Annotated in this window: 21 protein-coding genes; 13 read left to right on the top strand and 8 right to left on the bottom strand. The window is 60.4% G+C overall.

The genetic code is table 11. The features are described 5' to 3' along the window. Positions 1-7 precede the first annotated feature (7 nt). A complete protein-coding gene (locus tag AB4O05_RS03615) occupies positions 8-1,405 on the bottom strand; it encodes a COG3014 family protein (protein ID WP_460132975.1) in 1,398 nt (465 codons plus the stop codon). Positions 1,406-1,673: 268 nt separating this feature from the next. On the opposite strand from AB4O05_RS03615, the gene AB4O05_RS03610 reads away from it, so the two are divergent. Together AB4O05_RS03610 and AB4O05_RS03605 are read left to right on the top strand one after the other, a co-directional pair. Then, positions 1,674-3,569: an FTR1 family protein gene (locus tag AB4O05_RS03610; protein ID WP_460132977.1), complete on the top strand. Its 1,896-nt coding sequence runs from the start codon at positions 1,674-1,676 to the stop codon at positions 3,567-3,569. Position 3,570: 1 nt separating this feature from the next. Beyond that, positions 3,571-4,026, top strand: coding sequence for a YaiI/YqxD family protein (locus AB4O05_RS03605; protein ID WP_460132980.1), 456 nt, complete (start codon positions 3,571-3,573; stop codon positions 4,024-4,026). Between the two features lie 93 nt (positions 4,027-4,119). On the opposite strand, the gene elbB is transcribed toward AB4O05_RS03605, so the two are convergent. Next, the gene (elbB, locus tag AB4O05_RS03600; protein WP_460132981.1) at positions 4,120-4,785 is read right to left on the bottom strand and encodes an isoprenoid biosynthesis glyoxalase ElbB; all 666 of its coding nucleotides are present in this window, start codon (positions 4,783-4,785) and stop codon (positions 4,120-4,122) included. A 116-nt stretch (positions 4,786-4,901) separates the two neighbouring features. On the opposite strand from elbB, the gene AB4O05_RS03595 reads away from it, so the two are divergent. After that, entirely contained in the window at positions 4,902-6,137 is a 1,236-nt protein-coding gene (locus AB4O05_RS03595; RefSeq protein WP_460132983.1) for a sterol desaturase family protein, read from the top strand. Here the strand turns inward: AB4O05_RS03595 and AB4O05_RS03590 are convergent. Further along, positions 6,118-6,753 (bottom strand): DedA family protein, encoded by a 636-nt coding sequence (locus tag AB4O05_RS03590; RefSeq protein WP_460132986.1) that lies wholly within the window; start codon positions 6,751-6,753, stop codon positions 6,118-6,120. The two genes, AB4O05_RS03595 and AB4O05_RS03590, sit on opposite strands and share 20 nt — an antisense overlap. 207 nt (positions 6,754-6,960) lie before the next feature. Between AB4O05_RS03590 and hemB the strand changes: the two genes are divergently transcribed. Together hemB and ppk1 are read left to right on the top strand one after the other, a co-directional pair. Further along, positions 6,961-7,974, top strand: coding sequence for a porphobilinogen synthase (gene hemB, locus AB4O05_RS03585; protein WP_460132987.1), 1,014 nt, complete (start codon positions 6,961-6,963; stop codon positions 7,972-7,974). 18 nt (positions 7,975-7,992) lie between these two features. After that, positions 7,993-10,215: a polyphosphate kinase 1 gene (ppk1, locus tag AB4O05_RS03580; protein ID WP_460132989.1), complete on the top strand. Its 2,223-nt coding sequence runs from the start codon at positions 7,993-7,995 to the stop codon at positions 10,213-10,215. A 74-nt stretch (positions 10,216-10,289) separates the two neighbouring features. Here the strand turns inward: ppk1 and ppx are convergent, their stop codons facing one another. Beyond that, entirely contained in the window at positions 10,290-11,792 is a 1,503-nt protein-coding gene (gene ppx / locus AB4O05_RS03575; RefSeq protein ID WP_460132991.1) for an exopolyphosphatase, read from the bottom strand. 449 nt (positions 11,793-12,241) lie between these two features. On the opposite strand from ppx, the gene AB4O05_RS03570 reads away from it, so the two are divergent. The 4 genes from AB4O05_RS03570 (at position 12,242) to AB4O05_RS03555 (ending at position 16,751) form a co-directional block, all read left to right on the top strand. Then, positions 12,242-12,898 carry a DUF1120 domain-containing protein gene (locus tag AB4O05_RS03570; protein ID WP_460132993.1) on the top strand — a complete coding sequence of 219 codons (657 nt, stop codon included), beginning with the start codon at positions 12,242-12,244 and terminating at the stop codon, positions 12,896-12,898. A gap of 131 nt (positions 12,899-13,029) precedes the next feature. Next, positions 13,030-13,719: a fimbria/pilus chaperone family protein gene (locus tag AB4O05_RS03565; RefSeq protein ID WP_460137685.1), complete on the top strand. Its 690-nt coding sequence runs from the start codon at positions 13,030-13,032 to the stop codon at positions 13,717-13,719. 7 nt (positions 13,720-13,726) lie between these two features. Beyond that, the gene (locus AB4O05_RS03560) at positions 13,727-16,228 is read left to right on the top strand and encodes a fimbria/pilus outer membrane usher protein (RefSeq protein ID WP_460132995.1); all 2,502 of its coding nucleotides are present in this window, start codon (positions 13,727-13,729) and stop codon (positions 16,226-16,228) included. Next, positions 16,218-16,751, top strand: coding sequence for a DUF1120 domain-containing protein (locus AB4O05_RS03555; protein ID WP_460132997.1), 534 nt, complete (start codon positions 16,218-16,220; stop codon positions 16,749-16,751). Before AB4O05_RS03560 ends, AB4O05_RS03555 begins: the two co-directional genes overlap by 11 nt. Here the strand turns inward: AB4O05_RS03555 and AB4O05_RS03550 are convergent. Genes AB4O05_RS03550 through AB4O05_RS03535 form a run of 4 tightly spaced genes read right to left on the bottom strand, consistent with a single transcriptional unit; the run spans position 16,723 to position 19,565 of the window. Further along, complete coding sequence (locus AB4O05_RS03550; RefSeq protein ID WP_460133000.1) at positions 16,723-17,460, bottom strand: amino acid ABC transporter ATP-binding protein; 738 nt, start codon at positions 17,458-17,460, stop codon at positions 16,723-16,725. The genes AB4O05_RS03555 and AB4O05_RS03550 overlap by 29 nt on opposite strands. Further along, positions 17,447-18,097, bottom strand: a complete 651-nt coding sequence (locus AB4O05_RS03545; RefSeq protein WP_460133002.1) for an amino acid ABC transporter permease — start codon at positions 18,095-18,097, stop codon at positions 17,447-17,449. The genes AB4O05_RS03550 and AB4O05_RS03545 overlap by 14 nt, the downstream gene beginning before the upstream one ends. Beyond that, the gene (locus tag AB4O05_RS03540) at positions 18,094-18,762 is read right to left on the bottom strand and encodes an amino acid ABC transporter permease (RefSeq protein WP_010207407.1); all 669 of its coding nucleotides are present in this window, start codon (positions 18,760-18,762) and stop codon (positions 18,094-18,096) included. Before AB4O05_RS03540 ends, AB4O05_RS03545 begins: the two co-directional genes overlap by 4 nt. A 17-nt stretch (positions 18,763-18,779) precedes the next feature. Next, positions 18,780-19,565 carry a transporter substrate-binding domain-containing protein gene (locus AB4O05_RS03535; RefSeq protein WP_460133004.1) on the bottom strand — a complete coding sequence of 262 codons (786 nt, stop codon included), beginning with the start codon at positions 19,563-19,565 and terminating at the stop codon, positions 18,780-18,782. Between the two features lie 255 nt (positions 19,566-19,820). Between AB4O05_RS03535 and AB4O05_RS03530 the strand changes: the two genes are divergently transcribed. From AB4O05_RS03530 to AB4O05_RS03515, 4 genes are all read left to right on the top strand, one after another. Continuing rightward, on the top strand, positions 19,821-20,516 hold the full coding sequence (locus AB4O05_RS03530; protein WP_460133007.1) for a FadR/GntR family transcriptional regulator: 696 nt from the start codon (positions 19,821-19,823) through the stop codon (positions 20,514-20,516). 119 nt (positions 20,517-20,635) lie between these two features. Continuing rightward, complete coding sequence (gene trxA / locus AB4O05_RS03525) at positions 20,636-20,971, top strand: thioredoxin TrxA (protein WP_460133009.1); 336 nt, start codon at positions 20,636-20,638, stop codon at positions 20,969-20,971. 232 nt (positions 20,972-21,203) lie between these two features. Further along, positions 21,204-22,463: a transcription termination factor Rho gene (gene rho / locus AB4O05_RS03520; RefSeq protein ID WP_003176825.1), complete on the top strand. Its 1,260-nt coding sequence runs from the start codon at positions 21,204-21,206 to the stop codon at positions 22,461-22,463. A 156-nt stretch (positions 22,464-22,619) separates the two neighbouring features. After that, entirely contained in the window at positions 22,620-24,623 is a 2,004-nt protein-coding gene (locus AB4O05_RS03515) for an acyltransferase family protein (protein WP_460164836.1), read from the top strand. The last annotated feature ends 29 nt before the right edge of the window (positions 24,624-24,652 follow it).

Below are 24,652 nucleotides of genomic sequence, written 5' to 3'. Positions count from 1 at the left end.
GTGCTCCTTAAGGTTGTTTGAGGGTGGCAATGGCCTGGGGCAGGGTGCTCGGTACCACATGGGCCGCGAGGCCGCCGGCGAACACCTGGTTGCCGACCACGCGCAGGGTAATCACTTGGTAGCGCTGGTCGGCCTTGACCGTCACCCGCGCGCCGCCCAAGGCGTTGGGCAGGCTGACCTGGTGCTCGCCATGTTTAAGGCGCAGGCGAGTCACTTGGGTCATGTCCGGCAGGGTGCGCCAGGTGCGGGTGTCGGCGCCTTCGGTCACGGCCGAGGCAATACCCAGCACCAGGCCCGCCATGGGGTTGGTCTTGTTCAGGTTGTTTTGCGCCACGCCTCGGGTCACCGCGCGCACGGTGGTGCGCAGGATGATCCCCGGCATGTCATCGCGCAGGGCGCGACGCGACATGGCGGTGGTGCTGTTGAGTGCAGTGAGGTTCTGTTGCTGGCCGTCAACGCCGATCTGGGTGAAGAAGGCGGTGGAGGTGTCAGCCTTGATCACCGGGAACGACAGCGGGGTAATCACCAGGTTGCCATTGATCGGGATTGGCAGCGGCAGGCGGATCGAGTCGCGGGCCGGGGCCAGGCCACTCTGCACCACAATCAACACATCGGTTTCATCGGCGCCGACCTTGGCTTTGTCCAGTTCCAGCAATGCTTTTTCCAGCAACGGTGTATTCGGGCGTAACTCGGCGGCCTTGCGGTAGCCGGGTGCGGCGAGGTCTTTTTCACCCAGGGCCTCGTAGACGAAACCGGCCAGATAATGGCTGAACGCACTCTGGTAGCTGTTTTTCAAGCCGACCACTTCCGGCGCGTTGAGGGCTTCCACCGGGTAGCCACTCAGGTCTTTCATCTGGGTGGTAACGCCTTCGTGCTGGGCTTCGTCCTCGCGCTTGAGGTATTCCTTGTCGCGCAGGTTGGCGATGACCGCCTCGCGCTCGTGGGTTTTCTTGATTTCGGTGCGGGCGCCGTCGAAGTCATTCAGGGCCAGCAGGTTGAGGGCCATCTGGGTGGTCAGCATGACTTTTTCGTAGTCATAGCCTTCGTAGCGACGCACCTTGTCGTTGGCCAGGAAGCTGCCGAACTGGGCCAGGTATTTTGCGCTGTCGAACTTTACAGACTCTTCCCACTTGTAGACTTGCAGGTCGGCGCTGCGCCAGGCGGCCTGGCTACCGGTGAGGTCGCCCTTGGCACGCAGTAACTCGCCTTTTTCGAAGAAGTACAGCAGGTCCTTGTCGTCGCCGGTGTTGTTCTTTTCCAGCAGGGTCAGGGCCGCGTCGACATTGCCGGTGGCCAGTTGCTGATTGGTGGCTTGCAGCTCGGTGTCGTAGCTGCGGAACATCGAACAGCCGGAGAGCAAGGTCACCGCCGCGAGCGCGAGCGGCGTTAAGGCGCGAAATGCCATGTAGCTTCTTCCCTGAAAGTAGCCAACCGTTGTGGTGATTCCTCATAAAAACGAGGAAATAAATTCCCTTTTGTACTAACAGGGCGTCGCATTATAGGCGGCACTGCTGGCAAAACAATGGCTTTTTGCTTTGGCTCAATCGCCAAAGGTGCCACTGCTTCCCGTCTGAAAATGCCCGTTCTCCCTGGCGACAAATCACTAACGTCTTGAGTCAAACCCTGTAAGGCTTAACAATGTGTTACTTCGTATTTCCCTTTGAGATTCATTCATGACTGCCCCCTTCCGTTTTCTCGCCTGGCTGGTGTTGCCGGCGTTGATGTCGTGCAGCTTCAACCTGTTGGCCGCGACGGCCGAAGGCGCCCCACAAGCTCTGCATTTGCTGGACTACATCGGCGCCGACTACCCACCAACGGTGGCGGCGGGCAAAGTGGTGGATGATTCGGAATACCGCGAGCAGGTGGAGTTTCTCGGGGTACTGCAGGGGTTGGTGGCGGATTTGCCGCAAAAAACCGAGCGCGCCGATCTGGTGAAAGGGGTCGACGAATTGCTCGCGGCGGTCACTGCTCGCGCGGACGGCGCCACCGTGGCGCGCCAGGCCCGCCAATTGGGTGCGAAGCTGGCGGTCGCGTATGAAGTCAGCCAGGCCCCGGCCATTACGCCAGACCCGACGCGCGGCGCACCGCTCTACGCTCAACATTGCTCGGTATGCCACGGCGCTGCCGGTGCCGGTGATGGCCCGGCGGGCGTGGGCCTTACGCCTGCGCCGGCCAACCTGCGTGATGTCGCGCGCCTGGACCGCCTGAGTCTGTATGCGATCTACAACACCTTGGGCCTGGGGATCGAAGGCACCGACATGCCTGCCTTCGCCGACCAGTTGGACGACCGCCAGCGCTGGGACTTGGCCACCTACATTGCCAGCTTCACCGCCGACCCGGCTGCGGCGAAAAGCGAGAAACCCTTCAACCTTGCCGACCTGGCCCGCCAAACTCCCAATGAGGTACTGGCCACGGATGGGCCCGTAGCGGCTGCGACATTCCGCGCCCAGCGTGCGCAACCGCCGCAGGTCAAGCGTGGCCCTGCGCAGTTGCTCGACTACACCGCGGCGACCTTGGACAAGAGCCTCGCGGCGTTCCGCAATGGCGATCACGAGCAGGCCTACGACCTGTCGGTGGCGGCCTACCTGGAAGGCTTCGAGTTGGTGGAAAGCTCGCTGGATAATGTCAACGCCAACGTGCGCAAGGACACCGAAAAGGCCCTGATGGCCTACCGGCAGGCGTTGCAGGACGGTTTGCCGATCGCCCAGGTGCAGCAGCGCCTGGACGCGGCCAAGGGCAAACTCAGCGAATCCGCCGGTTTGTTGGGCGGCGATGGCCTGAGTTGGTCGTTGAGCTTTATCTCTGGCCTGTTGATCCTGTTGCGCGAAGGCCTGGAAGCGATCCTGGTACTGGCGGCGATCCTCGCCTTTCTGCGTAACACCGGCCAGCAGTCGGCGGTGCGCAGCGTTAACGTCGGTTGGGGCCTTGCGCTGTTGGCCGGCTTGGCCACTTGGGCGTTGGCGGCCTATGTGATCGATGTGAGCGGCGCCCAGCGTGAGTTGCTCGAAGGCTGCACGGCGCTGTTCGCCAGTGTGATGGTGCTGTGGCTCGGCGTATGGATGCACGACCGGCGCCACGCGGCCGCCTGGCAGGACTACATCAAGAGCAGCCTGGTCGGCGGTGGCGGGCGCTTCGGTTTTGCGGTGCTGGCGTTCTTCTCGGTGTACCGCGAGTTGTTCGAAGTGATCCTGTTCTACGAAACCCTGTGGCTGCAAGCGGGCCCGGCCGGGCATAACGCGGTGCTGGCGGGCGGTGCCACCGCGCTGGTGCTGCTGGTGGGCCTGGCCTGGGTGATCCTGCGTGGCTCGGCGAAACTGCCGCTGGCACTGTTCTTCGGGATCAACGCCGCGCTGCTGTGCGCATTGTCGGTGGTGTTTGCCGGGCATGGCGTCAAGGCGTTGCAGGAGGCGGGGATCTTCGGCACGCGGCCGGTGGCCTTCTTTGACTTCGACTGGCTGGGTATCCACGCCGATGCCTACTCGCTGAGTGCGCAGGCTGTAGCGATCCTGGCGATTGTGGTGCTGTACGGCCGCAGTCGCCTGGCAGAAAAGCGCCGGGTGGTGGCATAGCGTGCGCGTGTGGATCGACGCCGACGCCTGCCCTCGGGCGGCTAAGGATCAGGTGGTGAAGTTCGCCCTCAAGCGCCAGTTCGAAGTGGTGCTGGTGGCCGGGCAGAGCCAGATCAAGCCGAGCTTTACCTGCGTGAAGTTGATCGTGGTGCCCAGTGGCCCGGATGCGGCGGACGATTATCTGGTGGAGCACGCTGTGCCCGGCGAACTGGTGATTTGCAGCGACGTGCCCTTGGCCGACCGTTTGGTGAAAAAGGGCGTCACGGCCCTGGATCCACGCGGCAAGGAGTTCAGCCCCGCGAACATGAGCGAACGCCTGGCGGTGCGCAACCTGTTCACTGACCTGCGCGAGCAGGGCCAGATGGGCGGCGGGCCGCCACCCCATGGCGAGAAGGACAAGCAGGCGTTTGCCAACTCACTGGACCGCATCCTCACTCAATTGATGCGTCTGGCCTGAGTCCTGTGGCAAGCCAGCTCCTACGGGGATCTGCACTTAACTGATCGGCATCAGGGCACCCCCGCGCACCACAATTAGTGCGCTGTGAGCCGATCAGTCATTCTCGTGAGTGAGCTCCAACACCCGATCCACCAGCTTGTTGATGCCTGACGCCACTTCACTGATGCTCTTGCCCAGCATATAGGCCGGCGTGCTCACCAGCTTGCGCGCCTTGTCTTCGACGATGTCGTCTACCGCGCAGTCCTGGTGGGTGGCGCCCATCTTGTCCAGGGCGGCGGCGGTGTCGGCATCGTTGCCGATGGTGCACGTTACGCCCGGGCCATAGATCTTGGCGGCCAACGCCGGGGAGATGCAGATCAACCCCACGGGCTTGCCGGCTTCGGCAAAGGCTTCGGCCAGCGCCAGTACCTGCGGGTTGACGCTGCAGGCGGCGCCTTCCACGGCAAAGTTCGACAGGTTCTTCGCCGCGCCAAAGCCGCCAGGCACAATCAGCGCGTCGAAGTTTTCGACATTAGCTTCGCGAATATCCTTCACCGCGCCGCGGGCGATGCGCGCCGACTCCACCAGCACATTGCGCGATTCGGGCATTTCTTCGCCGGTGAGGTGGTTGATCACGTGCAACTGCGCGATATCTGGCGCAAAACAGTCAACCTGAGCACCGCGCTGGTCCAGGCGCAGCAAGGTGATCACGCTTTCGTGGATCTCTGCGCCGTCGTACACGCCGCAGCCGGAAAGGATCACTGCAATCTTTTTGCTCATGGGCATTTCTCCTGGGGTCTTGGCGTTAAATGTCTACTAATTTGTAACCTGTTGCCAATGGGATCTCGTGTCGCTGCACCTAATCTTGATGTAACAAAAATAGACCGGACCAGACCATGGACTTCGTGCCTTACGCGGTACCGTTTTTCATCGCCTTGATCGTGGTGGAGCTGCTTGCCGACCGTTGGCGCGGCCAGCGCAACTACCGGGTGGCGGACGCCATTAACAGCCTCAGCACCGGCGTGCTGTCCACCACCACCGGGCTGTTGACGAAGAGCGTGGGGCTGCTGACCTACGCATTTGCCCTCAAGCACTTGGCGGTGATCGAACTGCCTGCCCAGCGTGCCTGGACCTGGGTATTCGCCTTCGTGCTCTACGACTTCTGTTACTACTGGCTGCATCGCATGGGCCATGAGCGCAATATTTTGTGGGCCGCACACTCGGTGCATCATCAAAGCGAGGACTACAACCTCAGTACTGCGCTGCGTCAGACCAGCACCGGCTTTCTGTTGAGCTGGATCTTTTACCTGCCCCTGGCGGTGCTCGGCGTGCCGCTGGTGGTGTTTATCAGCGTGGCCTCGCTCAACCTGTTGTACCAATTCTGGGTCCACACGCGCCACGTGCCCAAGCTCGGCTGGTTCGAGTGGTTCTTTGTCACGCCATCCAATCATCGGGCCCACCATGCACAGAACGCTCTTTACATGGATCGCAACTACGGCGGGGTGTTCATTCTTTGGGACCGACTGTTCGGCACGTTCCAGGAAGAAGACGACAACGAGCCGGTGATTTTCGGCGTGACCACACCGTTGGCCAGCTGGAATCCGCTGTGGGCCAACGTGCAGTTTTATGCACAGTTATGGAGCGATGCGCGGCGCACCGAGCGCTGGCGGGACAAACTGCGCATCTGGTTTATGCGTACCGGCTGGCGCCCGGCGGATGTGAAGGTCAAGTACCCGCTGGCCAAGCCCGATCTGAGCCAGTTCCGCAAATTTGACGTGCCGCTGGATACACGCCACCAGGTGTACATCGCCTTGCAGTTTGCGGCGTATGTAGGGTTGGGCAGTTATTTGTTGAATGTTGGCGAGGGATTGCCCACGGCAGCGCGGGTACTGGGCTGGAGTGTGATGGCCCTGGGGCTGTTTACCTTAGGCGTGGCCCTTGAGAACCGGCCATGGGCGCTGAAGGCTGAGGTCACGCGCCTGGCGCTCAACGTGCCGCTGGCCTGGCTGGCACCGCTGGTCGGGTTGTGGCCGGCGAGCAATGCGGGCTGGCTGGGCGTGGCGAGCTACAGTCTGATCAGCGTGATCGGCCTCTGCTGGAGTAGAGGCCGGCTTACTCGACTGGTGTCTTAGGCGGTTCGACCGGGGCCGGCTCTGCAGCGAGCCGGGCCTTGGCGTCGGTACAGGCCTGGCGGGCGATACGCGCATTTTTGAAGCGACGGCGCAGCCACAGGCCAAAGCCCAGCAACAGCAAGGCGCCCAGCACCCACAGCTCATACTTCTTGACGCTGCCGAGCATGCCTTCGAGCACCGCGCCAAAGTGGTAAGCCGCAGCGCCCAAGGCGGCGGCCCAGATCGCCGCACCGATACCGTTGAGGACCAGATAGCGCACTGGTGGGTAGCCGGACAGGCCAATTGCCACGGGCATCACCGTGCGCAAGCCGTAGACAAAGCGGAAGCTCAGCACCCACACATCCGGATGCCTGCGGATATGCTCCAGCGCCTTGTCGCCCATCAATTGCCAGCGCGGCTTGCGCGCCAACAGTTTGCGCCCGTGTTTGCGCCCCATGTAATACCAAAGCTGGTCGCCGGCGTAGCTGCCAAAGAAGGCAACCACCACCACCAGGTTGATGTCCATGTACCCACGGAACGCCAGGAAGCCTGCGAGAACCAGGATGGTTTCGCCTTCGAAGAAGGTGCCTAGGAAGAGGGCAAAGTAGCCGAAGTCATGCAGAAATTGTTGAAGCATGGTCTGGGTGCTGGCGAAATGAACGCGCAGCCTACGCCTTCGTGAACATTCATGAAAGTATCGAGATGTGTCACGAAGTGAACATTTCCTACAGAAACGACGAATGCGACTACAGGTCGCATCGATAAGCACAACTGTCATACCTTCGTCATAATGGCCGCTTATAACTGCAACGCTCGCCCGTAAACCCGGGCTCAGGAGTCTGTCGTGAGCTTTACCCCTGCCAATCGCCTGTTTCCCTCCACCCGTCTGCGTCGCAACCGCCGTGATGATTTTTCTCGCCGCCTGGTGCGTGAAAACGTCCTGACGACGAACGATCTGATCTTGCCGGTCTTTGTACTTGATGGTGAAAATCGGCGTGAAGCGGTGGCGTCGATGCCGGGTGTAGAACGTTTGACCATTGATCTGCTGCTTGAAGAAGCTGCGAACTGGGTCGAACTGGGCATTCCAGCGCTGGCTCTGTTTCCGGTCACGCCGTCTGAACTCAAGTCCCTGGACGCTGCCGAAGCCTGGAACCCGAATGGGATTGCCCAGCGTGCCACCCGTGCTCTGCGCGAGCGTTTCCCGGAGCTGGGGGTGATCACCGACGTGGCGTTGGACCCGTTCACCACCCACGGGCAGGATGGCATTCTTGATGAAGAAGGCTATGTCCAGAACGACATCACCGTCGATGCATTGGTCAAGCAGGCCCTGTCCCATGCTGAGGCAGGCGCCCAGGTGGTTGCGCCGTCGGACATGATGGACGGCCGCATCCAGGCGATCCGCGAAGCCCTGGAGCTGGCCGGTCACGTCAATGTGCGAATCATGGCCTACTCGGCCAAGTACGCCAGCGCCTATTACGGCCCGTTCCGCGATGCGGTGGGGTCGGCCCTGAACCTGGGCAAGGCCAACAAAGCCTCGTACCAGATGGACCCGGCCAACAGCTATGAAGCCTTGCACGAAGTCGCGGCCGATTTGGCCGAAGGCGCCGACATGGTCATGGTCAAGCCGGGGATGCCGTACCTGGACATCCTTTACCGGGTCAAAGAGGAATTCAAGGTGCCGACCTTCGTGTATCAGGTCAGCGGCGAATACGCCATGCACATGGCAGCTATACAGAATGGATGGTTGAGTGAAGGGGTGATTCTTGAATCCCTGACAGCCTTTAAACGTGCCGGGGCTGATGGCATCCTGACTTACTTTGCCGCCCGTGCCGCCCAATTGCTTAGAGAGCAACAATAGCCCTCACAGGAACACTTGATGAATACCGAAGGACTCTCCGACGTTGCCGTAAAAGACGCTCAGCCGCTGGTTGAACAGGTCACTCAGACCCCTCCGGAGCTGGAACCGGCTCCGCCTGTCGTAGTGGCAGAATCGCCAGCCCCGGCCCCGGTGGTCGTGGTGACCAACCTGGATGACAGCAGCCTGTACATCCACCGTGAGCTGTCGCAACTGCAATTCAACATCCGCGTGCTGGAGCAGGCGCTGGATGAGTCCTACCCGCTGCTGGAGCGGCTGAAGTTCCTGCTGATCTTCTCCAGCAACCTGGACGAGTTCTTCGAGATCCGCGTCGCCGGCCTCAAGAAGCAGATCACCTTTGCCCGTGAACAGGCCGGCGCCGACGGCCTGCAGCCGCACCAGGCGTTGGCGCGCATCAGCGAGCTGGTGCACGGCCACGTTGATCGCCAATACGCGATCCTTAATGACATCCTGCTGCCGGAACTGGAAAAACATCAGGTCCGCTTTATTCGTCGTCGTCATTGGACCACCAAGATCAAGACCTGGGTACGTCGCTACTTCCGCGATGAGATCGCGCCGATCATCACCCCGATCGGCCTCGACCCGACGCACCCGTTCCCATTGCTGGTGAACAAGAGCCTCAACTTCATCGTGGAGCTGGAAGGCATCGACGCCTTCGGTCGTGACTCCGGCCTGGCGATCATCCCGGCGCCACGCTTGCTGCCACGCATCATCAAGGTACCGGAAGAGGTGGGTGGCGCTGGCGACAACTATGTATTCCTGTCGTCGATGATCCACGCGCATGCCGATGACCTGTTCCAGGGCATGAAGGTCAAGGGTTGCTACCAGTTCCGCCTGACCCGTAACGCCGACCTGGCGCTGGACTCCGAAGACGTCGAAGACTTGGCCCGCGCCCTGCGCGGCGAGCTGTTCTCGCGGCGTTATGGCGATGCGGTGCGTCTGGAAGTGGCCGATACCTGCCCCAAACACCTGTCGGACTACCTGCTCAAGCAGTTCAACCTCGGCGAGAGCGAGCTGTATCAGGTCAACGGCCCGGTGAACCTGACGCGCCTGTTCAGCATCACCGGCCTGGACAGCCACCCGGAGCTGCAATACACGCCGTTCACCCCGCAGATCCCGAAACTGCTGCAAAACAGCGAGAATATTTTCAGCGTGGTGAGCAAGCAGGACATCCTGCTGCTGCATCCGTTCGAGTCCTTTACCCCGGTGGTCGACCTGCTGCGCCAGGCTGCCAAGGACCCGCATGTATTGGCCGTACGCCAGACCCTGTACCGCTCCGGCGCCAACTCGGAAATCGTCGATGCGCTGGTGGACGCCGCGCGTAACGGCAAGGAGGTCACTGCGGTGATCGAGCTGCGTGCGCGGTTCGACGAAGAGTCCAACCTGCAACTGGCCAGCCGCCTGCAAGCGGCGGGTGCGGTGGTGATCTACGGTGTGGTCGGCTTCAAGACGCACGCCAAGATGATGCTGATCCTGCGCCGCGAAGCCGGTGAAATCGTGCGTTACGCACACTTGGGCACCGGTAACTATCACGCCGGCAACGCCAAGCTCTACACCGACTACAGCCTGCTGACCTCCGACGACGCTCTGTGTGAAGACGTCGGCAAGTTGTTCAGCCAGTTGATCGGCATGGGCAAGACCCTGCGCATGAAGAAGCTGCTGCATGCGCCGTTTACCCTGAAAAAGGGCATGCTCGACATGATTGCCCGCGAAACCCAGTTCGCCCTTGAAGGCAAGCCGGCGCATATCATCGCCAAGTTCAACTCGTTGACCGATCCGAAGATCATCCGCGCGCTGTACAAGGCCAGCCAGTCCGGCGTGCGCATCGACCTGGTGGTTCGTGGCATGTGCTGTTTGCGGCCTGGCATTGTCGGGGTGTCGCACAACATCCATGTACGTTCGATCATCGGCCGCTTCCTGGAGCACACCCGCGTGTTCTATTTCCTCAACGGCGGCGAAGAGCAGATGTACCTCTCCAGCGCCGACTGGATGGAGCGCAACCTCGACAAGCGTGTGGAGACCTGCTTCCCGGTGGAAGGCAAGAAGCTGATCATGCGGGTCAAGAAGGAGCTGGAAAGCTACCTCACCGACAACACCCACAGCTGGAGCCTGCAGTCGGATGGCCGCTATGTGCGTAACACGCCGACCGGCAACCAGAACCCGCGCAGCGCGCAGGCGACATTGCTGGAAAAGCTGGGCAGCCCGATTCTTTCGGTGAACTAACAGGCATTACAGTCTGAAAATGTGGGAGGGGGCTGCCCCTCCCACATTTGGTTTGCGGTGTGTTTTAGATCGGCTCAGCGCAGGTTCAGGCTGAACCCCACCCGTGTCAGCCACTCGGCTTCCTGGGCGAAGTCGGCCTGGGTCAGCTGGTTTTCATCCAGCCAGCCTTCCGGAAATACCACGTCCAAGCTGTCGCCATTGGCACACAGGCTCACTTGCGGCATTTCCTGGGTACCACGGATGTGGTGGAACAGGATCGCAAAGCGCAGCAGTACGCACAGGCGGATCAGCTTGATGCCCTCGTCACCGAATTCGGCGAACTTGTCCTTGGGGATGTTGCGGCGATGGCCGCGCACCAGCAGCGCGAGCATCTGCTGGTCTTCGCGGGAGAAACCGGCCAGGTCGGAGTGCTCGATCAGGTACGCGCCGTGCTTGTGGTAATGGTAGTGGGCAATGTCCAGGCCCACTTCATGTACCTTGGCGGCCCAGCCCAGCAGTTCGCGCCATACGCCGTTTTCCAGGTCCCAATCCTCGGCCACCTGGTCGAAGGCATGCAACGCCTTGCGCTCGACCCGCGCGGCCTGCTGCAGGTCGACGTGATAACGCTCCATCAGTGAGGAAAGGGTGCGCTCACGCACGTCTTCGTGGTGATGACGGCCCAGAAGGTCGTAGAGCACGCCTTCGCGCAGGGCACCGTCACAGTGATCCATGCGTTGCAGTTCGAGTGCGTCGAAGATGGCTTCGAGAATCGCGAGGCCTGCCGGGAAGATGGTGCGACGGTCGGGCTTGATGCCATCGAAATCGATTTTCTCGACATCCCCCAGCTTGAACAGCTTGCGCTTGAGCCACGCCAGCCCCTCGGCATTCACCTCGCCAGTGCCATGGCCGCCCGCCTTGAGCGCCAGGCCGATGGCGCGAATGGTGCCGGAAGAGCCGATGGCCTCATCCCAGGTCAGGCGGTGCAGGGCGTGCTCGATGCTCATGATCTCCAGCCGCGCCGCCGTATAAGCCTGGGCGTACCGGGCCGGAGTGATCTTGCCGTCCTTGAAATAACGCTGGGTATAACTGACGCAACCCATTTGCAGGCTTTCGCGCAGCAGTGGTTCGAAGCGCTGGCCGATGATGAACTCGGTACTGCCGCCACCGATGTCCGCCACCAGGCGTTTGCCGGGGGTATCGGCCAGGGTATGGGACACGCCGAGGTAGATCAGGCGCGCTTCTTCACGGCCAGAGATGACTTCTACCGGGTGCCCGAGGATCTCCTCGGCGCGGCGGATGAATTCGCCACGGTTACGCGCCTCGCGCAGTGCGTTGGTTCCGACGATGCGCACGGCGCCAAGGGGCATGCCGTTGATCAATTGAGCAAAACGCTTGAGGCAATCGAGGCCGCGCTGCATGGACTCTTCGTTGAGCTGGCGGGCGTCGTCGATCCCGGCGGCCAGCTGCACTTTCTCGCCGAGCCGCTCAAGGATGCGTATTTCGCCGTTCTGGGCCTTGGCCACGACCATGTGAAAGCTGTTGGAGCCCAGGTCGATGGCGGCGATCAGGGACAGATTCTTGGCTTGGAATTGCGGCATGGTTTGGGGGTCTCGGTCGATAACCTGACCATCGTGCCACGATCGACCGCCGGAGCCAACGCGTAGTGCTTCGGGAATTTCTCTGAGAGGGCTTGTAAGTAAATCCTGTAGGAAGTGAAAGTTATCGCTCCAGGGGCCTGTTGGCGTACCCGCGATGTCCTGTAGGACATTTTAACTTGAAACTGTTTTACGGCCGATGATGAATTAGCCTACAACCTGAGAGAAAGTGTTCTGTTCATTATCTTATTTGAGACTACTGTTGGAGCAACATAAGCCGACAGTTTGTTTTTATTGCTCCCACGATAATTACGGTGTTGTCTTATTCTTTAATCAAGTAGCGAAGAGACAGACTGTCACTCGGCAATTTTGCCGTGGTGCTATTTATTTATGGTTCGCGTGTCCAAGAGCCAGAATAGAGGCACCTGACAACTTTCAGTGACAGGTCGAATATGAAAAAAATTGTTGGATTGACACTCGGTATCGCTTGCCTGGCGGCGGCCCTCAACGCTCAGGCATCCACCAGTGCCGAGCTGATCGTCAGGGGCACGATCAAACCCGCCGCCTGCAACCTCAGCATGAGCGGTGGTGGCATTATCAATTACGGCGATATTCCTTCGGGCCAGTTGCTGCCAGCGGCGTTCAATCCGCTTCAGGAAAAAACGACACCCTTGACTGTGAGTTGCGGCACCACGCCTGCCAAATTCGGTCTCAAATTCGTCGACCTGCAAGCCGGCAGCAAAGTGCCGGGCATCCTCGGTGCGCTGGGCGCCGGCTACACCGAAGTGCATAACTATGGCTTGGGTGCCGTGTCTGGCCGCAAAACCGGGGGGTTTGCAGTCACCCTCAGGGATCTCAGGTCGTCGGGCACGACGGTGTATCCCATCATGCGCGTAGGTAGTGGCGCCTGGCAGAGCAGTGATGGCAAGGTCGCACAATCGCCTTATCAGTATTCGTGGCGCAGCAGCTCGAGCATCGTTCCAACTCCCGTCTCGCAACTGACCGGGACGATTGCAGTGAGGGCGGTTATCAATAAAGCCCAGGATCTGGACCTGAGCCGTGACATCACCCTGGATGGGCGCGCGACGCTTGAGTTGAGCTACATCTAATCGACTGAAATACAGCCGACAAGAAACCCAGTGTTTTTTGTCGGCTGTTTTTATGTGGTCGCCTGGCCGTAAAACGTCAACTTTAAAGTCCTGGGGAGCGCTGAGTGTTAAGTCTTTCAGTAATACATAGTGTGCGGCTGTTATGTATAAGTTTGTGTCTTTGTTTTGTCGGTGCCGCCGTGGCGGATGGCATGTTGCCGGAAACTACGGTGGTTGTACTTTATGAGGAGCAGGGCGAGGCCACGATTAACATCAAGAATACCGATGCGGCGCCAGCCCTGCTTCATTCGGTGGTTGAAAACGTGCCAGAGGACCAGGAACCGTTATTAATTGTCACGCCGCCCATCACTCGCGTGGAAGCCGGCGATACGCAACTTGTGCGGTTTATCAGCACCCTGAAGGAGCCATTGAAGACGCAACGGCTAAAACGCGTGTCCTTCGAGGGCATTCCCCAGGCACGCGCTGCAGGCGGTGCGACCATCGGTATCACCCTTCGCCAGAACCTGCCGCTGATTCTGCACCCACAAGGCCTGCCCCGGCATGACGCGCCATGGGAGTTGCTCAAGTGGCGTCGGGAAGGCGAGCGCCTTACGGTGCATAACGACAGTGCGTATGTGGTGCGCCTGGCACCGGAGGTGCACTTACTTCCACAGCGGGCCGTGGCCACGTTGCCACGTACTTATATCTTGCCGGGAGAGGCGCTCGTGGCGAAGGTCGAGGCGCCCCTGGGCGGCTTGATTGAGGTCGAGATTCAGCCTGCCACGGTCTACGGGTTTTCGGTGGATAGCTACCGGGCCACGATCAATGCCGAAGGGGGTTGATCGGTTCATGACAAACCTGTCGAGTTACACCTTCGCTGCGTGCTCTCGGCCCTGCCGGCCTACGCTGCTCGTGGGGGTGGCGACGCTATGGAGCCTGCCAGGCCTCGTCCCCGCGTTGGAGCTGGGCGAGGGGTTCGACCTTGCCGCACTGACCACACACGGTATCGATCCGAAGGTCTCCGACTACTTCCACACGGCGGCGCGTTTTCGCGAAGGTGTCCAGGTGGTGGGGTTGCGGGTGAATGGAAGTCCGCTCGGGTTGGTGGATGCGCGGTTCGATCAGCAAGGCCAATTGTGCTTCACCCCGGGGTTGCTGGAGCGTGCCGGGTTGGTCAAACCCGACGGGATCGTCCGTGAAGGCGTCACCGCGGAGCAGGCTTGCCACGATTTCCTCGGCGCTTTCCCGACCACCATGGTACGGCTGCGACCCGGCATCGACGAAGTGGCGCTGGTGGTGCCGACCCAGTCGTTACGTGAGCCGCAATGGGAAGCGGGGCATTTTTCCCGAGGCGGTGCGGCGGCGTTGTTCAACTATGACGTGCAGGGCTTCGACAGCCATTCGCGCGGTGAACCCAATCGGTTCGTTTCGGCGTACACCGAGGCGGGCTTCAATCTCGGCGATTGGATTGTGCGCAGTCGCCAATTCTATGTGTCGGATAACGGCCAGGCCCGTACCGAGCACCTGTATGCCTACGCCCAGCGGGATATAGCCGCGTTGCAGTCGACGTTCCAGGTGGGCCAGCTCTCCAGCAACAACCCGCTGTTTGGCGGTATTCAGTTGTCGGGTGTGCAGTTTTCCCCCGACGGTCAATCGCGGGTGCCGGCGGGCAGCAACAATGCCGTGGTCGAAGGGCTGGCCCAGAGCCAGTCGCGGATCGAAGTGCGCCAGTCCGGCGTATTGATTCACAGCACACTGGTGCCCGAAGGCCCTTTCCGGCTGACGGGCCTGCCATTGCTCAATGGCACCAGCGACCTGGAGGTCAGCGTCATCGATGTGCGCGGCGCCACTCGCAGCTTCGTGGTGCCGGCGGCGTCCTTTGCGGGGGCTGCCCCGGCGCGCCCTGGCTATTACTTCAGCCTGGGCAAGGTGCGTGAAAGTGCGTTTGAGGAGGTGCCTTCGCCCGTCGTCGCCATGGGCAGCGGCACCTGGGGCCTGGGGCGTGATTCCTCGGCGGGGTTCGGCTTGTTGAACACCGATGAATACTGGTCGGCAGGTGGCACCCTGAGCAGCGTGTTTTTCCAGCGGGTTTCCATTGGCGCGCGTCATAACGTGTCGCGGGACAGCCGCAATGCGGTGTCCGGGTCACGCAGCAGCGTGTCCGTGAGCAGCCCGGTATACGCCAACATGGACCTCAACCTCAGCGCAACCACACAGACCCGAGGGTATCGCGAAGTGCTGGAGGCGGGCCGTTCGACCAGCGCCGATGAGCTGGATTCGCGTTTCAAGAACCAGTACACCGCCGGCGTGAGCTGGGTCGATCCTACCTTGGGGGCGTTCTCACTGGGCTATACCCACAGTGCTCAAGTGGATGGGCAAACGGCGGAACACGTGTTCGCTGCATGGAACAAGTCGTTCAGTCACGCTGATGTCGCATTGGTCGCCGACTCGCAGGTAGGCGGCACCCGGTCGCGCCGGGACAACACGCTGGATGGCCGCCGACGCGATACGGCACAGGCCAATGACCTGTCCGTGCGGTTGCAGGTCAGCATACCTCTGGGCGGGGAGCGTCGTGTGAACAGCTATATCAGCCGCCGTGGGGATCAGTCTCGTGCGGGCATGGCGCTCAGTGAGCGGGTCAATGAATATGTGAACTACGAGGTGGGTGTCGAGCGCGATCTCAGTAACCGGGAGCAGGCGGTTCGCGGCCAGGTGGACTTGATGCCACGGTATACCCGAGTCGGCCTGGGTGTCAGTCGCGATCCTCTGGGAACCCACTATTCAGGGCAGTTGCAAGGCGGCATGGTGGCCCACGAAGGCGGGCTTACATTCTCTCCCCATGCTGTGCAGGACACGTTTGGCATCGTCTCGGTCGGTGACATCGGTTCGGCGAAAATCGACACCCCGAACGGTCCGGTGTGGACCGACTTCAGCGGTCAGGCCGTGATCCCAGGCTTGCCCGCCTACACCAACAGCCGCATCGAAGTGCAGACCCAGTCCTTGCCAAAGCGCGTTGACTTGAAAAATGGCACACAGGTGCTCGCTGCGGGCCGTGGGTCGGTCAACCGCGTGGCATTCGATGTGGTGAAAGTACGCCGCGTGTTGCTCACCGCCCGCGATCAACAGGGCAGGCCATTGCCTCAGGGCGCTTCGGTATTCGGCAAGGACAACCGCTTCCTGACCAATGTAGTGGGGGAGGGCATGATTTTCCTGAACGACGTCAACGACTCCCAACACCTGCGGGTTTCACTGCCGGGTTCCTCCTCTTGCCTGCTGAGTCTTACCTTGGAGAGCCAGACCGACAATGACAAGTTCTATGAGACAGCATCGGCGGTGTGCAATGGCCGCTAAGTTCAACGGCATGGGCTTGGTGCTGTGCTGCGCGCTATTACTCGCCCAGGGCGCACGGGCTGAAAACTGCCGGCTGTCCATCAGCCAGTCGCGTATCGACTACGGTGTGATTCGCCGTGAGGCCACGGTAGAAAGCCCCTCCGTTGCGCTGGGTACGCGCACAGTGCACTTGAACGTACTCTGCGCAGAGCCGTCGGCCATGGCATTGCGATTTACCGGCGCCGCCGATGGGCAAGGTTTTCGGTTTGGCCGTGAGGGGCACTTGCGGCTGACCCTCAGGCACGCCCAAGTGGATGGGCGCGCCGTGGGGTGGGAGCTGGCACATCTGCCCGGCGAGACCGCCAGCGGGCAGTTCTTGCCGGGCCGGACCCTGGTTGCTGGAGCAGCGGGAAAACGATTGACGGCCCAGGTCGATATCGACCCCGAACTGCCCTCGGACGCCTTGCATGTGCGCGATCAAAGCGTGCTGGAGGGCCTGGGCCGTTTCGAGCTGATCAGCCCGGCTGTTCCACTGAGCCGATAAAGTTGGCGAGCTCCGGCGTTTTCGGGTTGGCGAACAACACCTTGGGGTCGCCCACTTCATGCACCTTGCCTTGGTGCATGAACACCAGCTTGTCGCCGACCTCGCGAGCGAAGCGCATTTCGTGGGTCACCATGATCAACGTCATGCCGTCCTTGGCCAGTTGACGCACCACGCTGAGCACTTCATTGACCAGCTCAGGGTCCAGGGCCGAGGTGATTTCATCGCACAGCAGCACCTTGGGCGACATCGCCAGTGCGCGGGCGATGGCAACGCGCTGCTGCTGGCCGCCAGACAGGCGATCGGGGAAGGCGTCGAACTTCTCGCCCAACCCGACGCGTTCCAGCATCTGCTTTGCCAATTGTGCCGCCCTGGCCTTGGGCACTTTCTGCACCACCTGCGGTGCGAGCATGACGTTTTCGCCCACCGTCAGGTGCGGGAACAGGTTGAACTGCTGGAACACCATGCCGACTTTCTGTCGCAGGCTGCGCAGGTCGGCGCGGGCGGCGTCGAGGTATTCGCCGTCGACTTCAATGACGCCGTCGTTGATCGACTCCAGGCCATTGAGGGTGCGCAGCAAGGTGGATTTGCCCGAGCCGCTGCGGCCGATGATCGCTACCACCTGGCCTTCTTCAACCGTCAGGTCGATGCCCTTGAGTACGTGGTGATCGCCGTAATACTTATGCAGGGCGGAAATTCTAAGCAGAGGCATGCAGTCTCCTTTCCAGGTAGCGCGCACTGAGGGACAAGGGGTAGCAGAGCAGGAAGTAACCGAGGGCCACCAGGCCGTAGACCATAAAAGGCTCGAAGGTGGCGTTGGCGAGCATGCCGCCGGTCTTGGTCAGTTCGGTGAAGCCGATGATCGAGGTGACGGCGGTGCCTTTGACCACCTGCACCGAGAAGCCCACGGTAGGTGCCACGGCGATGCGCAGGGCCTGGGGCAGGATCACATAGCGCAGTTGCTCGAGCGGATTGAGGGCCAGGCTGGCCGAGGCCTCCCATTGCCCATGGGCGATGGCGTCGACGCAGCCACGCCAGATTTCGGCGAGGTAGGCGCTGGTAAACAGCGTCAGGGCAATCGCCGCCGCCAGCCACGGCGAGATATCCACCCCGAGCAGGGCGATGCCGAAGAACACCAGAAACAGCTGCATCAACAACGGTGTGCCCTGGAACAGTTCGATGTAGGTGCGGGCAACGTTGCGCGGGAAGGCTTTGCTGCTGATGCGCAGGGTCATCACCAGCAAGCCGATCAGGCCGCCGCCGATAAAGGCCACCAGCGACAGCAACAGGGTCCATTGCAGGCCGGTGAGCAGGTTGCGCACGATGTCCCAGAAGGAAAAATCACTCATCGGCTGTTCCTCATCACAAAGCGCCGGCCAATCCAGTTGAGCAATTGGCGAATCATCAGTGCCATGCACAGGTACACCAGTGTGGTCAGGGCGTAGGTTTCAAATGCACGGAAATTGCGTGACTGGATAAAGTTGGCGGCAAAGCTCAATTCTTCAGTGGCGATCTGCGAACACACCGCCGAGCCGAGCATCACGATGATGATCTGGCTGCTCAGGGCCGGCCACACCTTGCCCAGCGCCGGCAGCAGGACCACATGGCGGAACGCCTCGAAACGCGTCATTGCCAGCGCGGCGGCGGCTTCCAGTTGCCCGCGCGGGATGGCCTGGATACCAGCACGGATGATCTCCGTGGAGTAGGCCCCCAGGTTGATGACCATCGCCAATACAGCGGCTTGCCATTCGGTGATCTTCAGCCCCAGGGATGGCAGGCCGAAGAAAATGAAAAACAGCTGCACCAGGAACGGCGTGTTGCGGATCAACTCGACATACACGCCGAAGCACCAGGCGAATGGCTGGATCTTCCACGCCCGCACCACAGCACCGACGGTGCCCAGCGCCACCCCCAGGATCGCGCCGATGGCCGTCAGCTCAAGGGTGAACAGCGCGCCGCGTAGCAGCAAGTCGGTATTGGCCAGCACCGGCACAAAGTCAAATTGATACGCCATCAGTCAGCTCCGTCGTATCAAAGATCGGCGGGCAGCGGCTCTTTAAGCCAGTGCATCGCGTTTTTTTCCAGGCTGCCATCGGCCTTGGCTGCGACCAGGATCTGGTTGACCTTCTCCAGCAGCGCTGGCTCGTTCTTGTTCACGCCGACGTACACCGGCGAGTCCTTGAGCTTCACTTTCAGCGCCGGTACGCGTTTCGGGTTGCGCTCGCTGATCGCAACCATCACGACGTTGCCGCTGGCGATCAGGTCGACCTGGCCTGCCAGGTAGGCGGCGATGGTCGAGTTATTGTCCTCAAAGCGCTTGATGGTGGCTTCCTTGGGCGCTACGGCGGTCAGCTCGATGTCTTCGATGGCGCCACGGGTTACGCTGATGGTCTTGCCCTTGAGGTCGTCGGTGCTGCTGATGGCCGCGTCAGGCGGGCCGAACACGGCCAGGTAGAAAGGTGCATAAGCGTTGGAGAAGTCGATGACTTTTTCCCGCTCGGGGTTCTTGCCCAGGCTCGAGATCACCAGGTCGACCTTGCCGGTGGTGAGGAACGGGATGCGGTTGGTGCTGTTGACCGGGGTCAGTTCCAGCTTGACCTTGAGTTGGTCGGCCAGCAGCTTGGCGGTGTCGATGTCCAGGCCGCGAGGCTTCATGTCCGGGCCGACCGAGCCGAATGGCGGGAAGTCCTGAGGCACGGCGACCTTGAGGGTGCCACGGGCGACGATATCGTCCAGACCATTGGCCTGGGCGGGTGCCTGGCTCAGCATCAGGCTGGCAAACAGGGCAGTGAGCAGGGCGCTGTAGCGCTTGGTCATGGCAACTCTCCGGGAGGGGCGAAGGGATTTTCTGGATTTGCTCAGTGCACAGCCCATGCCAGTACGGCCTGGATCGTCTGCAAGGCTGGGATTTGTTGAGGTGCGGTGGTCTTACTGGTCTGAACAGTGCTTGCGCTTTTCGCACCTTTTTCGAGCGCCGGTAAAACCTGGCGAGCCCCTTTGGGGCGTGGCTTGCCGTCGGCCGTGAATAGCTTTACAACTAGCCGTTCAGTTGTCTGAAACCTCGAGTTTTCTATGAATTCCATCGCCCAAGCCGTACCGGAAGCGGCCCTGCAGGCCATCCGCAAACTGATCAAGGAGCAAGGCTTCGGGCCGGGCGATGTGTTGCCGTCCCAACGTGACCTGGCGGTGCGGTTGGGCGTGAGCCGGGCGTCGCTGCGTGAGGCGTTATCGTCCCTGAGTGCCTTGGGCGTAGTCAGCGTACAGCCGGGCAAGGGCGTATTTGTACAGGCGACGGAGGAGGCGCCTGGGTTTGCCTGGCCTTTCGCGGCGCAGGCCACGCCGCTGGATATCTTCCAATTACGCTATGCCCTTGAAGGATTCGCGGCGGGGTTGGCCGCGGTGACATTGACCATCGATGAACTGGACAGCCTGGAGGACAATGTCGAGGCAATGCGCAAGGTGCTCAAGGCTGGAGACTTCGAGTCGGCCGCGCGGCTGGACTTCGAATTCCACCAGCGCATCCTGCTGGCCAGCGGTAACCAGGCGATGGTGAGCATTCTGAGTGCCAGTGCCGAGGTGTTTCTGGAAAGCCAGAAGCTACCGTTCATCCGGCCGGAGCGTGCTATGGAAACCTGGCAGGAACACCGCAAGATCCTGCGTGCCCTGGCCCGGCGCGCCAGTGCGACGGCCCAGAAAACCATGCAGGAACACGTGCGTAATGCGGCGTTGCGCACTGGCATTGTTTTTGTAACGCCGGTTACGCCATGATTGAGCGATACCCTGACTCATGTGCCACCATAGCAAGACTCAATCAGAGGCGGCTTCCTGAACCGGGGAAGGGCGGCTATGATGGGCAACGTTTTTTTGCTTACAATCTGGAGACTTCCATGAGCAGCGATCTTATCAAACATGTTAGCGACGCTAGCTTCGAAGCTGACGTACTCAAGGCCGAAGGCGCTGTATTGGTCGACTACTGGGCTGAATGGTGCGGTCCATGCAAGATGATCGCTCCGGTTCTGGACGATATTTCCCAAAACGAAAAGTACAAAGGCAAGCTGACCATTGCCAAGCTGAACATCGACGAAAACCAGGAAACCCCAGCCAAGCACGGCGTGCGTGGTATCCCTACGTTGATGCTTTTCAAAAATGGCAACGTCGAAGCCACCAAGGTCGGGGCGCTGTCGAAGTCCCAGCTGGAAGCTTTCCTCGACGTCAACATCTAAGCGTCGTCAAAAGGCCCCGCGAATTGCGGGGCTTTTTCGTAAAACAGGGCTAGACGCTCCTAAACTCAGGTGGTACATTCGGCCCCGCACTGGTTTCTCCACTGCCCCCTGCAAGCCGTCGCCGACGCATTCCTTTTCGATTAGTACGCGATCCTGTCGCCTTCTCTGCGGCGCGGCCTCATTAAGCCAAAAGCTTAATTTCCCCCTCCATAAATGATTACGTCATTCCTATATGAATCTGACTGAACTCAAGCAAAAGCCGATTACCGACCTGCTCCAATTGGCCGAAGAAATGGGCATAGAAAATATGGCCCGTTCGCGCAAGCAGGACGTGATTTTCTCCCTGCTCAAAAAGCACGCGAAAAGCGGCGAGGAAATCTCCGGTGATGGCGTGCTGGAGATTCTCCAGGACGGCTTCGGCTTCCTCCGCTCTGCAGACGCTTCCTATCTGGCCGGCCCTGACGACATCTACGTCTCGCCGAGCCAGATTCGTCGCTTCAACTTGCGCACCGGTGACACCATCGTTGGCAAGATTCGCCCTCCGAAGGAAGGCGAGCGTTATTTCGCCCTGCTCAAGGTCGACACGATCAACTTCGATCGCCCGGAGAACGCGAAGAACAAGATTCTCTTCGAGAACCTGACTCCGCTGTTTCCGACCGTGCGCATGAAGATGGAAGCCGGTAATGGTTCCACCGAAGACCTGACCGGTCGTGTGATCGACCTGTGTGCCCCGATCGGCAAAGGCCAGCGTGGCCTGATCGTTGCACCGCCGAAAGCCGGTAAGACCATCATGCTGCAGAACATTGCAGCGAACATCGCGCGTAACAACCCTGAAGTTCATCTGATCGTGCTGCTGATCGATGAGCGTCCGGAAGAAGTGACCGAAATGCAGCGCACCGTGCGCGGCGAAGTGGTTGCCTCCACGTTCGATGAGCCACCGACCCGCCACGTGCAGGTTGCCGAGATGGTGATCGAGAAGGCCAAACGCCTGGTCGAACACAAGAAGGACGTGGTGATCCTGCTCGATTCCATTACCCGCCTGGCCCGTGCCTACAACACCGTGATCCCTAGCTCCGGCAAGGTATTGACCGGTGGTGTCGATGCCCACGCCCTGGAGAAACCGAAACGTTTCTTCGGTGCCGCGCGGAACATCGAAGAAGGCGGTTCGCTGACCATCATCGCCACCGCGCTGGTTGAAACCGGCTCGAAGATGGACGAAGTGATCTACGAAGAGTTCAAGGGTACTGGCAACATGGAACTGCCCCTGGACCGTCGCATCGCGGAAAAACGCGTGTTCCCTGCGATCAATATCAACCGTTCCGGCACCCGCCGCGAAGAGTTGCTGACCGCCGACGACGAACTGCAGCGCATGTGGATCCTGCGCAAGCTGCTGCACCCGATGGACGAAGTCGCCGCCATCGAGTTCCTGATCGACAAGTTGAAAACCACCAAGACCAACGACGAGTTCTTCCTGTCGATGAAACGTAAGTAATACGACGTTTCAGGTCCTAAAGAATGGCGCCCCCCGGGGCGCCATTTTTTTTGTGTCGAGAAAGGGAGGTTTGAGCGTGATGAGTGTCAGTTAAGAAACAAAAAAGATAAGTGTGTCTACGCTTATCCCCATCCGTATCTGGCTGACAGTTGATTTATGACCGCTCTTGCTTACCGACGGGACATTGATGGCTTGCGTGCCATCGCAGTCCTTGCCGTTGTGCTGTTTCATTTTGGGGTGCCTGGCGTTACTGGCGGTTTTGTCGGCGTTGATGTGTTCTTCGTGATTTCAGGCTTCCTGATCACATCGATCATCTGGCGTGAGCGCGAAGCCGGGCGTTTCAGTTTCGTGGATTTCTGGGCGCGACGGGCCCGGCGTATCCTGCCGGCGTTGATTGTGATGATGTTCTTGTCACTGGTGGTTGGCTGGTTTCTGCTGGCGCCTAAAGACTATTCAGAGCTGGGCCGTTCGATATCCAACCAAGTCATTTTTATCTCCAACCTGTTCTTCATGCGTCAGGACGGCTACTTCGAATCGGCTTCCGATATGAAGCCCATGCTGCACACGTGGTCGCTATCGGTTGAAGAGCAGTTCTATATCCTGTTTCCACTCTTGCTGGTGGTGCTGTCGAGCCGCTTGAAACACTGGCGCAGTGCCTTGTTTGTGTTGTTGCTGGTGTCCTTTGCGGCGAGTGTGTGGGCGGTCTCCCGTCAGCCGGAGAAAGCCTTTTTCCTCCTGCCCATGCGGGCCTGGGAACTGTTGGCAGGCTCAATGCTGGCCGTAATGCCGGCGGGTACCCGGCGTACAAGTCCGATGCTGGCACAGCTTGTCAGCCTGCTCGGGCTGGGCCTGGTCCTGATAGCGATCGTGGGATATGACGAAAGCACCGCGTTCCCAGGGGCCGCCGCCCTGTTACCCGTATTGGGGGTGGTGGGCCTGATCTGGGCCAATGGCCAACACACCACGCTGGTAGGGCAGGTGCTGAGCAGCCGTGTGCTGGTGGGCATCGGGCTGATTTCCTATTCGTGGTACTTGTGGCATTGGCCGGTGCTGGTCTTTGGCAAGTACGCCGGTGTCTTTGGCCTGGCGCCGTGGATGCTTGCGGTGTTGTGTGTCCTGAGCCTGGTATTGGGGTATGGGTCCTGGCGGTTTGTCGAGGGGCCGTTTCGCGAACGGCGTCTGTTGCCGAGCAATCGGTCGATGTTGGCCACGGGCTTGATTGTGCTCATCAGCCTCGGCCTGTTGGGTAAGAGCCTGGTGTGGACAGATGGGTTTGCGCAGCGCTTGTCACCCCAGGCATTGCAATTTGCCCAGGCGCGCACCTGGAGCCCGACATTGATGAAGTGCCTGGCCGATGACAAGAAAAACAAGCATCCCGAGTTTTGCCATTACGGTGTCCAAACAGGTCCCGCGCGGGCTCTGGTCTGGGGCGATAGCCACGCCACAGCCCTGACCCCTGCGTTGGACGACACCGCGCGCAGCGAACACTTCAGTATTACGCAGGCTGGCTACGCAGGCTGCCTGCCCTTTTACCGAAAAGAAAACACGCCAGGGTGCGCAGCGTTCAACGAACGCGTTACGCAGTTACTCGCGCGCGAACCCATCAGTGATGTGATGTTGGTGGCGCGCTGGAGCCTATACGTATATGGGCAGCACTCCGGCGATACGGGCGCTTCCATTCATGATCCGGTGACGGGCAAGTATGACCGTGCCATTGCCGAAAAGCTGTTCACTGAAGGGGTCAGCGCCTTGGTGCGGCAACTGCGTGCCAGTGGCCACCGTGTCTGGTTGGTCAAGGAAGTGCCATTGCAGGACTTCAACGTGCCTTATCGCCTCAGCCGCCTGGCGATGATGGGGCGCCCCACCGACAAGGAAGGCTTGCCATTGGCCGAGCACCTGAACCGACAAGCCTATATCAACACGGTCTTTGCGAACATCGCGGCGGCAGACCCAGGGGTTCAAGTGCTGGACCCGGCACCAAAGCTGTGCGATGCCAGCGGCTGGTGCCGAGTCGAGTTTGCAGGCCAGGCGCTCTACACCGATGACAACCACCTTTCCATCGTGGGCACGCGGTTTGTGGGGAGCTTTCTTGAGCCGTTCTTCAATACCTTGCGCCAGGCATCTGTCAGGTTGGACCTAAGTCGCAAAGACGTGCAATAAGCTGTCAGCGCGCCTCAGAGCAGGTAGGA

Source organism: Pseudomonas sp. S1_G07 (assembly GCF_054668565.1).
This window is presented reverse-complemented; position numbering and strand designations above follow the sequence as displayed.

What these genes read in the sequence shown, in the direction of transcription:
- AB4O05_RS03610 (WP_460132977.1), top strand. Translation starts at nt 1,674, where the DNA reads ATGACTGCCCCCTTCCGTTTTCTCGCCTGGCTGGTGTTGCCGGCGTTG.
- elbB (WP_460132981.1), bottom strand. Translation starts at nt 4,785, where the DNA reads ATGAGCAAAAAGATTGCAGTGATCCTTTCCGGCTGCGGCGTGTACGAC.
- AB4O05_RS03515 (WP_460164836.1), top strand. Translation starts at nt 22,620, where the DNA reads ATGACCGCTCTTGCTTACCGACGGGACATTGATGGCTTGCGTGCCATC.
- AB4O05_RS03570 (WP_460132993.1), top strand. Translation starts at nt 12,242, where the DNA reads ATGAAAAAAATTGTTGGATTGACACTCGGTATCGCTTGCCTGGCGGCG.
- trxA (WP_460133009.1), top strand. Translation starts at nt 20,636, where the DNA reads ATGAGCAGCGATCTTATCAAACATGTTAGCGACGCTAGCTTCGAAGCT.
- rho (WP_003176825.1), top strand. Translation starts at nt 21,204, where the DNA reads ATGAATCTGACTGAACTCAAGCAAAAGCCGATTACCGACCTGCTCCAA.
- AB4O05_RS03530 (WP_460133007.1), top strand. Translation starts at nt 19,821, where the DNA reads ATGAATTCCATCGCCCAAGCCGTACCGGAAGCGGCCCTGCAGGCCATC.
- ppk1 (WP_460132989.1), top strand. Translation starts at nt 7,993, where the DNA reads ATGAATACCGAAGGACTCTCCGACGTTGCCGTAAAAGACGCTCAGCCG.
- AB4O05_RS03595 (WP_460132983.1), top strand. Translation starts at nt 4,902, where the DNA reads ATGGACTTCGTGCCTTACGCGGTACCGTTTTTCATCGCCTTGATCGTG.
- AB4O05_RS03535 (WP_460133004.1), bottom strand. Translation starts at nt 19,565, where the DNA reads ATGACCAAGCGCTACAGCGCCCTGCTCACTGCCCTGTTTGCCAGCCTG.
- AB4O05_RS03560 (WP_460132995.1), top strand. Translation starts at nt 13,727, where the DNA reads ATGACAAACCTGTCGAGTTACACCTTCGCTGCGTGCTCTCGGCCCTGC.
- AB4O05_RS03545 (WP_460133002.1), bottom strand. Translation starts at nt 18,097, where the DNA reads ATGAGTGATTTTTCCTTCTGGGACATCGTGCGCAACCTGCTCACCGGC.
- AB4O05_RS03540 (WP_010207407.1), bottom strand. Translation starts at nt 18,762, where the DNA reads ATGGCGTATCAATTTGACTTTGTGCCGGTGCTGGCCAATACCGACTTG.
- ppx (WP_460132991.1), bottom strand. Translation starts at nt 11,792, where the DNA reads ATGCCGCAATTCCAAGCCAAGAATCTGTCCCTGATCGCCGCCATCGAC.
- AB4O05_RS03590 (WP_460132986.1), bottom strand. Translation starts at nt 6,753, where the DNA reads ATGCTTCAACAATTTCTGCATGACTTCGGCTACTTTGCCCTCTTCCTA.
- AB4O05_RS03555 (WP_460132997.1), top strand. Translation starts at nt 16,218, where the DNA reads ATGGCCGCTAAGTTCAACGGCATGGGCTTGGTGCTGTGCTGCGCGCTA.
- AB4O05_RS03615 (WP_460132975.1), bottom strand. Translation starts at nt 1,405, where the DNA reads ATGGCATTTCGCGCCTTAACGCCGCTCGCGCTCGCGGCGGTGACCTTG.
- AB4O05_RS03550 (WP_460133000.1), bottom strand. Translation starts at nt 17,460, where the DNA reads ATGCCTCTGCTTAGAATTTCCGCCCTGCATAAGTATTACGGCGATCAC.